The sequence below is a fragment of the Paenibacillus sp. JT22N1 genome (assembly GCF_059692155.1).
Genome location: NZ_JCAUAW010000008.1, coordinates 89,788 through 101,364 on the forward strand (window position 1 = coordinate 89,788; position 11,577 = coordinate 101,364).

Below are 11,577 nucleotides of genomic sequence, written 5' to 3' on the forward strand. Positions count from 1 at the left end.
GAATCTGCGGTCCTCAGCTTTACTATATCCTTGCACGAACTTTATCCTTACATGAATATGAGGAGGAGAATTATGGGTAAGTATAAGAAATTTGTTTGCGTTTTGGGGCTATTATTTTTTATGGTAATTGGAGCACGTGCTGCTCATGCGGCGGTTATACAGCAGCTGCCGGTCTCGAACCCAGGATTTGAAACACTGACTGTAACAAACGGTGTTTACAGTCCGAAAGACTGGAAGACGTGGTGGTGGGGCGGACCCGTCAACAATCCGCCGATTGCGGCAGCGAATTATACGGAGAATGAAAAAAACGGTGGGCAGCGCTCTGTATTTATCAGCAGTGTCAGCACGGGATATGCCGGGTGGGTCTCGAATCCCATATCGCTTCCTTCGAATATGAGTTCGTTTCGAATTACTGCCAAACTGAAGACATCGGAGGATTATTCGGGAAACAAACCGCGTTTGTGGGTTTCCTTCCAGAACAACGGGACTTTTTTAGGGTCCTACACGACGGATCAGACGGAGGGGGTGTCGCTTGCGGATTGGACGGAGGTGTCGTTTACCGTCGATCGAAGCCAATTTCCGGCTGGCACCAACACGCTTGTGCTGAACTTGTCGACAACCAGCCTGAATACGGCGACTCCAGCAAGCGGCAAACTTTACTACGATGATGTGATGGTGGAGGCGTCGGATGAACCGATTCCGGTTGTTCAGCAGCTGCCAGTTTCGAATCCGGGCTTCGAGATATTGAGCGTGACGAATGGCGTTAGCAGTCCAAAAGATTGGAAAACATGGTGGTGGAACGGATCAGCGAACACTCCGCCAGTTTCGGCAGCGAATTATTCAGAGAATGAAAAAAGTGCCGGTCTCCGCTCGGTGTATATCAACAGTGTCAGCAGCGGATACGCGGGGTGGGTGTCTAGTCCCCTAACGCTCCCTTCGAATATGACATCGTTTCGAATTACAACCAAGCTGAAGGCGTCGCAAGATTATTTAGGCAATAAACCGCGTTTGTGGGTTTCCTTCCAGAACAACGGGACGTTCTTAGGGTCCTACACGACGGATAAGACGGAGGGGTTGTCGCTTGCAGATTGGACGGAGGTGTCATTTACCGTTGATCGAAGTCAATTTCCAGCCGGCACCAACACGCTTGTACTGAATTTGACGACTACCAGCATAAATGCTGCGACACCCACAAGCGGCAAACTTTACTTCGATGATGTGAAGGCTGAAGCGTCGAACCAATCGCTGGGACCGGTTGTTTTTACCTTGAAAGGCAATAAATTTGCTAGCTGGTGGAATCTGGGGGACCCCGTAGTGTATCAATTGAACGCCGGAGCAGTAGCGAGTTCCGTTAATGCCATTATTGGCAGCGTTTACAATTCTGATAATGAATTGATCGCACAAGTACCTGTATCGAGGCAGACATTTCTCGATCAAGGCTGGAGCTGGACACCTCCAGAGCCGGGGTACTACGAAATTGCTTTTGCGTATCAACAGAACGATTCTACGGATTTAACGGATCTACCCGTCAAATATACGTATTCACAGACGGATCTGACTACGTTTTCGCGTGAGCGATATTCATTGGTAGTAAGTCAGGGTCCTACTAAACCAGTATCGCAAAGATGGCCGACCATGGGCTTTAGCTATCAGCTTTCGGAAGGCGAGAATGCTATGAAACTGGCTGATCTAGTGGGATTTCGCTTTGCGCGGATTCATGCAGTACCATGGGGATCGCAGTTCCGCGATACGAGCTGGGCGATTGAACCGTCACGCGGTGTTTATGAGTGGTCGAGATTCGATGACCAAATCAACAAGCTGTCAAGTTACGGCTTCGATATGATTGGAAATCTGTTATACACGCCGCAGTGGGCATCGCCGCATCCGGAGCAAACGCAGGCAAATATTAGTGTGCCGGCCTATTCCGCTTATGCTCCGGTGGATATGAAGGACTGGGAAGATTTTGTTCGTGCCGTCGTTACCCGGTACAATACTCGAATTAAGACGTGGGAAGTATGGAATGAGCCAAACTTGCCGGGGTTGAGCGTGTTTTGGTTAGATTCGACGGAACGCTTCGTGGAGCTGTTGAAAACAGCGTATCAGACTATCAAAGAGGAGCAGCCGGATTCGGATGTATGGATTGGCGGACTTGCAGGACGCAACTATTTATCATTTTATAAAGAACTGCTCAGCTTGGGCGGAGCGTCCTATTTTGATAAGCTCTCGCTGCATGGTTACCTGCCAGATCCGCGCGAATTCCAGCGTATAGATCAGGTTTTTGGAATTGCTTCCAAGCAGTGGGCCGATTCAGAGAGTCATGCGATTTTGGTTAATTCGAATTCGGTAACAGGCACAGTGCCTACGGAATCTGCGATCGCCAAGCGCATGATCGTTGACTTTCTGTCGCAGCTCAAATGGGGAACGCAAAAAATTGCCTTATTTCATATGTTGAATTTATCGGAGATGGAAACTTTATCTTATGCAAAGAGCACCGGTACTGTTACGCACGCATCGGGTTTATTCCGCTCAAAGCCACGGGTGGAGCCGAGGCTCGCAGCGTCAGTAGCCCATCATTTTCTCGATCTTGCTGGCCAGTCTCTCGTTTATAAAGGTGAATACGTTCTCGAGGGAGGACAAAAAGCAGTTGTACTTGACAATGACGGAGCCCGGCTCATAGGTTTGTGGTCTGACGCATCCTCAGAAGCTCCGATCGATGCGCGTCTAGCGGCTGCTTTCACGGGTGAGACCCTCGTTACGGACTGGGAGGGCAAAGCGCAAAGTGCCAATAACCTACTTAGCGTACATCCTGGCAAGGTATATTGGATAAGTAATGCGGATAGCGCAGCATTAGCGCTACTACCGATCTCAGAGCCGTTTTTGATCTCGGATTTCGACCGTAATACGAGTAATATTATTGTCCCTGAGTCGAAGGGCACCAGTGGAGAACTGTTCAATCCTGCCACATTAGAAGTCGCTGACCATGCTGTTTGGGCCACCGATAATTGGGCGTATAAAGCAGCTGCCCAGTCGACGAAACCCACGGATTTTGACGCTTCGTTTGCGGCGGGGTATTCGGATAGCGGGCTAGACCTGATCGTTCGCGTGAAGGATGAGACATTTGTTCAGGATAATCCACTCGGAAGCTTCTGGAAAGGGGACAGCGTACAGTTCGCGATTGATACATTCGGACAGGGATTTACGGGAGATCAGGTGGAGTTCCAGGCAGCACTGACACCGCAAGGCCCAGTGCTTTATAAACAATCGGTGCCTTATGTTGGCGGCAATTTGCCAACAAATTGGACACCGGGTAACAGCGTAGCACAGTACGCATCCCTAAAGGTAGATCAAACGGTCCCCAATGAAACAACTTATTATATCCATGTGAATTCTTCTGAATTGTATCCTTATGTACATGATCCGAAAAGTCCACTTCGACTGTCTGTGCTGGTTAACGACAATAACGGCAGCGGTCGGCTTGGATGGCTTGAGTGGAGCAGCGGAATTGGCAGTGATAAAAATCCGGCGAAATATGGGAAAGTGTGGACGTTGAATGGGCTAGTTGTTGAAGCAGTTCAAACGAGTATGACAAAGGGGCAAACACAGACTCTGGGTGCCCGCGGACTGACGGTAAACGGGTTTGTAGATTTATCTGGCAAAGCTGCGTGGCATTCATCCGATCCATCAACCGTAACCGTGGATACTTATGGCACAGTGAAGGCGATTGGGGAAGGCAGCGCGATCATTCAAGCATCGTACGGTCCCTTCGTCGGCAGCATAGCGATAACGGTAGATAACATGCCAACTGCAACGGTGGCCTATAGCGTGGTAAACGCACAAAGTGTGACTGCGACAATCACACCGAGCGAATCGGTAACCATCACGAATAATGGCGGTTCAACCAGCTACACGTTCTATTTTAATGGCAGCTTTACCTTCGAATTCGTCGACGCAGCAGGAAATCACGGAACGGCAACGGCAACTGTGAACAATATTGCAGCAAAAAGTAAAGCTAAACCGGGTACAGTGGTGCTATCCGATGACAATGGGTATGATACCGGGCTTCTGGACGGTACCTACAATGTTACGATGAACATGTGGTATGGAGAAAACGGTAGAATCTATAAGCTTTACGAGAATGATGTATTAATCGATACAAAAATCCTTACTGACAATTCACCAAACGCACAAACGGTGACAACCGCAGTTTACGGCAAAAAGAATGGGACCTATCGTTACTATGCAGAGCTTACCAATGCATTCGGCACAACAACGAGCGCTACGCACGTGGTAACGGTAACGAAAGCAGCGCCAGAAAAACCGGTTCTGTCGGGCGATAACTGGGATGGCGACGGCAACTTTAAAGTCAGCATGAACATGTGGTGGGGAACCAATGGAACAACTTATCATTTATATGAAAATGGCGTTCTTATCGATACGCAAACACTTTTGGATAAAACACCCAATGCTCAATCAGCAGTAACGACTATAGCAAATAGAGCAATAGGCACCTATGAGTATCACACTGAGCTCATCAACAATGCGGGTGCCATATCCAGCGATAAGATGATTGTAAAAGTAACTAAGTAAGCTTGGTATAGGAAATAAGAGATTAAATATAACCATGTATAAACATTAAACAGCACCTAGTTATAAAAGTAATCTGTGAGTTATAATACTACATATATAAATCATCATGGCAACCGTTCAGTGGACGGTTGCCATTGCACATTGGTTTCGAAGGGGAGAGAGGAATGACAGTAAACAAAAGGCAGTTATTTTTCTCGCTTCGGCTCAAGTTTTTACTTGCATTTACGTTGTTTATTGTGGTTCCTATTTTATTAATGTTGTATCTATACTTCGTTCAATCTGACAAAATATTTATGAGACAAATGACCGACACACAAACTCAGGTTCTAAAGCGGGTTACGGATCGAGCCGACGATATGTTGAATCGGACTTTAAATGTTTCGAATTTGCTCACCAATGACTATGATGTTTTGCAATTGCTAAGAAGTTCGGGGCAGTCGGATTTAAATGACTATCCAACTTACCAGAGGGTAATTGGTCTACAGAGCAAGATGGACAACTTGATCTCCTATATTTTGGACAACCATGCCATTGTTGCGGTTTATGGATTTAATGGCAGCATCTATGCGACCAATCAAGACGAAGAGATTCTTAAAGTGATGCCAGATTATGCGAAACAAGCCAAAGAAAAAAATGGAGCTCCTGCTTGGGACGTGAACCCTTCTTTGAAAGTGAAAGGCCTTGAAGGGAACCAAGAAGGGGGCTTTATTACTATGGTCCGATTAATCAGGGGGGAGACGACAAAAGGCTATGGGTTCGTCTTTATCGCCTTTCCAATCAAGGAAATGTTTCTCGTTTCCAATGGTTTAGAGGAGGACTCTCCCGCCCAATTCCTGATATCTGATAACAACCGTTTGCTGTGGGGACGGAATGAGCTATGGAACAGGACGGAATCGGGAGATGAAGGATCCACATTTGCACAAATCTTAAAAGCAACTGGCTGGCAATTGCGATGGATCCCCATGCAGGAACAATGGATGCAGCAGTTGAAAAACGTACGTACTGCAACGACATGGAGTGTTATCGTTTTATTCGCGTGCTTTCTTTTCATCTATGTCCTATTTAACCTCCGTTTGATGAGACCTATTCGCTCACTCGTGCAGGCAATGGGGAAAGCAGCATCCGGAAATTTCGAAAGGCCTGCTTTGGCAGGAGGAAATGATGAAATTGGACTGCTGAGCCATCACTTCAACCGTATGCTTTCAAGCTTGAAGGAAATGGTTAAGACTCTTCGAGAAGAGCAGCAGCTTAAAGAGGAAGCAAGGTTTCATGCTCTCCAGGCCCAAATTTCTCCTCATTTCTTGTTTAATGCACTCAATTCTATTAAGTGGCTGGCTTTATTCTCGGGTGCCAAAAACGTTGGGGATATGATTACTTCCCTAGGCATTATGCTCAGCTACAGTATGAAGCAGGAGAACGAAGTTGTTACACTGCGAGATGAGCTTGATTTTATACATCATTATTTTTCGCTGCAAAAAATTCGGTTTAACGATAACATAGAATTGTCGATTCATGTCGATGAAAGACTATTGTCTGCTTGCATGCTTAAATTCACCCTTCAGCCTATTGTGGAAAACAGTATAATCCATGGGAATCGTATGCCTCTAAGCATCCGTATTGCGGCTTATCAGGAAGATGATTTGTTGTTGGTTACGATTACAGATAATGGACAAGGGCTGTCTGAGAGAAAGCTTGCAGCCGACGCTACTGAGGAATCCGATCCCATCAGACAAGGGAAATATAGTGGAATCGGACTTGAAAATGTTCAAAGTCGGATTCGGATGCATTTCGGGGAACCCTATGGATTATTTATGCACAATGGCACGGATGCTGGAGCGGAGACGGTTATTAAGCTGCCTTGGAACAGGATGGAGGATCCAGCATGACCAAGCTTTTATTAGTGGAAGATGAATTTCTGGTGAGGCTCGGACTCAAGACGTTTATTCCTTGGGAGGAATTTGGCTTTGAATTGATCGGCGAGGCAGTTGATGGATTAGATGCGCTTGCCATTCTTGCTGAAAAGCCATGTGATCTGTTGATTACCGACATTTCCATGCCGAATATGGATGGAATTTCGCTAATGGAACGGGTGAAGGAACTATATCCGCACATCAAAATTTTAATTTTATCTAATTATAATGATTTTGGGTATGTAAGGCGGGCCTTACAGCTTGGCGCTTCCGACTATATATTGAAACTGACCATGAGACCGGAAGATCTTCAAACCAAGCTGCAGCAAATGCAAGCGGAAATCGAGAACGAGCGTAAAAAGCAGGAGGAAACGTTACTGCTTAATCGGAATGCTGTTCAATTTCGCCAAGAAATAACCATTGAAAAGCATTTGCGTGATCTCTTGACCATGCAATACTCGAAAAGGGAAGCGGATGATCTCTCAGAGGAATATGCGAATCTGCTTCCGTCATTTCCATGGACGGTTTCGATGATGAAAATCGACCGATACGAGTCTGTAGTAGATGAGAATCGCTTTAAGAGTGAAAAGTTGCTGCGCTTTTCCGTAATGAATATACTCCGGGAAATTATGCGCAAATATAAGGCAGGACACATTGTCGAATTGGGTGGGGGGTGTTTCGGTATGATATCCAGTACAGGGGCGGAGCCGATGCTTCAGGAGATGACGGAATGTATACAACGCTATCTCAAATTGTCTGTCTATTTCGGTACTTATTCCCCTGTTGAACGAGCATACGACCTGCATGAAGCGTGTAAGTTTGCCGATGAAGCCCTTTTGGAGAGATTTTACAATGACTCGAATCGTGTTATTCATTATAGCGAGCAAATGTTTGCAGATCATGCTTTACCCATTACGTCACAAGATGATTGGCTCGATTCGATGGCCCGGCAAGATCAAGAAGCGCTTGAGAATGCCATAAGGAATATGGCTGAGACCTATTTAGAAGACGGAGTACCGAGACCTTATCCAGATCTGGTCAGAGAACGTTGGCTGCATATTGTACATCTATTCGAGGTTTTTCTTCAACATAAAGGAGGAGACCTTTACTCGATTGAGCCCTACGAAGGAAGTTATCCTCATCATGTCGTGAGAACAGCGGAATCCATACAAGAAATAAGCGAATGGTTGATGGGATGGATTGCAGTCTTCCTCGAGCATTTGCGCTCAAGCGTGGTTCATCAGCCTCGCCCGGAAATTCAAGCCGTTCAAAGAATGATCGAAGAAAAGTACAGCACTTCCTTTAAAATGTCCGACTTGGCAAAAGAAGTTAATTTTACGGAACCGTATTTAAGCTCCTTATTCAAGAAAGAAACAGGCGAAACGATGATCGATTACATGATCCGTATACGAATGAAGAAAGCCAGGGAACTGCTCAAGGATCCCAATGTTAAAATTTATGAAGTCGCGGACGCGATCGGCTATTCGGACCCTAATTATTTCGCTAAGTTGTTTAAAAAAATTGAAGGCATATACCCGCAAGAATATCGTAAGCGCTATATTCACTAAAAGTGGATAAAACAAGACAGGTAAGATCTTAAATGAATTCATTACGCAGGAATGATCACTTTGCTATGCTAATGATGTTCCAAACGGATGAAAACAAGTAAGAGAGGGGTTTTGCCTGTATGAAGAAATCGATTTATTCCGCACTATCACTTACAATGGCATTTAGTTTGATGCTTTCCGGCTGTGCAAAAGGTGACAACCAAACAAGCTCATCTCCCGCTGTAGCGACAACTGCCAGCTCCGCAGTTCCGAAGAAAGCCGTCAAACTTAAGATGTGGGGCGGCATTCCTGAAGAGAGTGGACCCAAGGATGTGGTCACGAAATGGAACAGTACACATCCTGATATCCAAGTGGAGTATACACGTTACGTGAACGACGATAGCGGTAACACCAAGCTCGATACGGCTCTTATCAGCAACTCCGATGCTCCGGACATCTTCTTCAGCTATGGAGAAACCAATTACAATCGCCGAGCCAACGCTGGCGTCACCTATCCATTGGATGATTTGATTAGCAAATATAAGCTTGATGTGGATGATATTATTGGCAAAAATAATGTCGTCCCGTTCAAAGGGAAAACGCATTATTTACCGGCCATGAAGCTGTTATCTTCCGTTATGATTAATCAAACGGCTTTGGAGAAAGCGGGAGAGAAGATTCCGGCTCAAGGATGGACATGGGATGACTACATGGCGCTTGCCGAGAAGCTGCATACACCGGACCAGAAGGGCAGCTTTATCAAGGTTCCAGATGATAATATGGTACGTTTTGCGATTCTTGAGAATAAGCCAGTGGATTCCTATTATACCGCGGATGGATTGTCCACCTTCGACAGTCCTGCCGTCAAGAAGGGCTTGGAATATCAAAAAGCGCTGCAGGACAAAGGATTGTCGGTCAAGTGGCCGGAAATTATCGCCAACAAACTGCTTCCTCCTAACGAGCTTCTGACCGGTAAAGCGGCGATGATCTTCGGAGGGACACATTTGCTAAGGAATGTGAAGGATACGAAAAGCTTCCCGCATGAGTTCAAAACCATTTTTGCACCGGTGCCTCAGTTGGAGAAAGGTGGCAAAGTGAATACGGCAGGCTTCAACGACTTCATGTCGATTAACAATACGTCTTCGAACAAAGACGAAGCCTTTCAATTTATCTCCTGGTACCTAACAGAAGGAAATCTTCTAATGATTCCGGGTGGACGTTTGCCATCCTCTAAGAAGATCGATGTGGACAAAGTGGCTGAGCTTATGGTCGGGGATGCAGCAAGCCTAATAAACGTGGATTCTCTGAAAGCTCTAATCAAAGGCGATTACACGTTCCCAGTTCAAACGATTTCCACCGCTTTGCCGGAAATGACCAAAATTATCAATGAGGAAACAGAGAAATATGTAATGGGCGTGCAGCCCTTAGAGAAAGCGATTCAGAATATGAAGACAAGAGCGGATCAAGCGATTAAGGCTGAGAAAAAATAACTGTTGTGTTAAAAAAAGGACCTGGAGGACTTCAATTTGAAGTCTGCCAGGTCCTTATTCGTGTTGAGCGTGTATCCATATCCCCCAAGTGGTTCGATACGGAAAATAAGGCATCTGTGAGTGCTTATTTGTTCGAATGGCTCCTGTTAGGGAGGCATAAGCAAGCTAGGTTTATCTGAGTTGTTTCCCTACATCTTAAAATCAACGCTGTAACAACCTAAATCACGCCATTCCACTCTGATTCGCTACTGTTTATGATACGGGTATGGGTTGAATATAGCTAAATGAGGTGGCATCATGCGACGAGTGTCCAAACATAATATGAAGGAACAATTGGCGGGTTATTTGTTTATTTTGCCGAACTTTCTCGGCGTTTTTTTCTTCGTCATTCTACCTCTGCTGTTCAGTTTTATGCTGATATTTGCAGATTGGGATTACTTAAAGGGCTTTGCTGGGCTGAGTTTCGCTGGACTAGGAAATCTTGAAAAATTAGTGAATGACGTTTACTTATGGCACGCACTGAGGAACAATTTTATTCTAACTGGTGTAACGGTGCCCAGTGCAATGGCGATTGGTTTGGTTGTAGCAGTATTGCTTAATCGACATGTCTATGCCAAGGGTGTATTACGAACTTTGTTTTTCCTTCCTTATGTCAGCAGTTTGGTTGCCGTTTCTGTGGTATGGAGCGTGCTTTACAATGCCCAGGATGGTCCCATCAATGCCTTCCTAAGATCACTAGGAGTTGCCAATCCTCCTGAGTGGTTGGGCAGTACGGCGTGGGCATTGCCGGCTATCATCATTATGGTCGTGTGGACTTACATCGGATACACGATGGTGCTGTATATGGCGGGATTGCAAGGGATTCCGAAAGATTTATATGAAGCGGCTTCGATTGACGGGGCCACAGGGATGAGGCAGTTTTTCAGTATCACAGTACCTATGCTGAAACCAACGACCTTTTTGATTGCTATTACACTGATTATTTCCACATTCCAGGTTTTTGCGGTTGTGAATGTGATGACGCAAGGCGGACCCGTCAATTCGACGATGGTTATCGCGTATCATATTTATCTCACTGCCTTCCAAAATTACAAAATGGGTTATGCGGCAGCGATGTCCTGGGTTTTGTTCGTTATCATATTTTCGATTACCTTGATTCAATGGCGCAGTCAGAAAAAGTGGCAGCAGCATTTTTAATGGAGGAGTGGGTTCGTAGTGGTATCTTTGCGAAAATTAAGCTTAACGCTTGTCATGTTGGTTTTGGGTGTAATGGTCCTGATTCCGTTTATTTGGATGATTTCTTCGTCTTTCAAAATCCAAGCTGATTTATTCAAATACCCGATCAATTGGATTCCCAAAAATCCGATTCTCTCGAATTATGAAGAGGTTTGGGGTGGCAAATATAAATTTGCTTTGTTTTATTGGAACTCGGCCAAAATCACTTTCTTTACGGTTGTTGGCTCCATCATCACCAGCTCGTTGGCTGGGTTCGCGTTCGCTAAATTGAACTTTAAGGGAAGAGATCTAATCTTCCTGATGTACTTGGCCACGATGATCATCCCCGCTCAGGTACTGCTTGTCCCTAGGTTTATCCTGTTCGATCGCGTTGGCTTGGTGAACACCCATTGGGCCGTCATTTTACCGGGAATTTTTACCGTATTCGGAACGTTCCTGATGCGGCAATTTTTCAGTACAATTCCGAACGAGCTGCTTGAAGCGGCAAAAGCGGATGGAGCGGGATTCTTCCGGATCTATTGGCAAATTTGTTTGCCATTAACGAAGCCTGCCATCGTGACACTCCTCATACTAACCTTTACATGGCACTGGAATGAATATGAGAATCCGTTGATCTTCCTGCGTTCGAGTGAATTGTTCACACTACCGATAGGTCTTTCCAGCTTTGTAGATGAATACGGTGCGAATTATTCCTTGATTATGGCTGCTTCGGTTTCGGCGCTGCTTCCTCTCATCATCGTCGTAGCCATCTTCCAAAGATTCTTTGTTGAAGGCATTGCCAGCAGCGGCCTGAAGGGGTAAACGTAA

The 11,577-nt window shown here is 45.6% G+C and carries 6 protein-coding genes; all 6 read left to right on the forward strand.

Annotation, left to right across the window (positions count from 1 at the left end):
* The first annotated feature begins 72 nt into the window (after positions 1–72).
* The 6 genes from AC58UU_RS16975 (at position 73) to AC58UU_RS17000 (ending at position 11,571) form a co-directional block, all read left to right on the forward strand.
* Positions 73–4,587: a beta-galactosidase gene (locus tag AC58UU_RS16975; RefSeq protein ID WP_497317510.1), complete on the forward strand. Its 4,515-nt coding sequence runs from the start codon at positions 73–75 to the stop codon at positions 4,585–4,587.
* 164 nt (positions 4,588–4,751) lie between these two features.
* Positions 4,752–6,473: a histidine kinase gene (locus AC58UU_RS16980; RefSeq protein WP_497317512.1), complete on the forward strand. Its 1,722-nt coding sequence runs from the start codon at positions 4,752–4,754 to the stop codon at positions 6,471–6,473.
* Positions 6,470–8,065 carry a response regulator gene (locus AC58UU_RS16985; protein ID WP_497317514.1) on the forward strand — a complete coding sequence of 532 codons (1,596 nt, stop codon included), beginning with the start codon at positions 6,470–6,472 and terminating at the stop codon, positions 8,063–8,065. The genes AC58UU_RS16980 and AC58UU_RS16985 overlap by 4 nt, the downstream gene beginning before the upstream one ends.
* 119 nt (positions 8,066–8,184) lie before the next feature.
* Positions 8,185–9,534: an ABC transporter substrate-binding protein gene (locus AC58UU_RS16990; protein WP_497317516.1), complete on the forward strand. Its 1,350-nt coding sequence runs from the start codon at positions 8,185–8,187 to the stop codon at positions 9,532–9,534.
* Positions 9,535–9,855: 321 nt separating this feature from the next.
* Positions 9,856–10,731, forward strand: a complete 876-nt coding sequence (locus AC58UU_RS16995) for a carbohydrate ABC transporter permease (protein WP_497317518.1) — start codon at positions 9,856–9,858, stop codon at positions 10,729–10,731.
* An 18-nt stretch (positions 10,732–10,749) separates the two neighbouring features.
* Positions 10,750–11,571: a carbohydrate ABC transporter permease gene (locus tag AC58UU_RS17000; RefSeq protein ID WP_497317520.1), complete on the forward strand. Its 822-nt coding sequence runs from the start codon at positions 10,750–10,752 to the stop codon at positions 11,569–11,571.
* Positions 11,572–11,577: the final 6 nt, after the last annotated feature.

Bases quoted from the DNA above. Each gene is read 5' to 3' on its own strand.
- AC58UU_RS16975 (WP_497317510.1), top strand. From the start codon at position 73: ATGGGTAAGTATAAGAAATTTGTTTGCGTTTTGGGGCTATTATTTTTT.
- AC58UU_RS16980 (WP_497317512.1), top strand. From the start codon at position 4,752: ATGACAGTAAACAAAAGGCAGTTATTTTTCTCGCTTCGGCTCAAGTTT.
- AC58UU_RS16985 (WP_497317514.1), top strand. From the start codon at position 6,470: ATGACCAAGCTTTTATTAGTGGAAGATGAATTTCTGGTGAGGCTCGGA.
- AC58UU_RS16990 (WP_497317516.1), top strand. From the start codon at position 8,185: ATGAAGAAATCGATTTATTCCGCACTATCACTTACAATGGCATTTAGT.
- AC58UU_RS16995 (WP_497317518.1), top strand. From the start codon at position 9,856: ATGAAGGAACAATTGGCGGGTTATTTGTTTATTTTGCCGAACTTTCTC.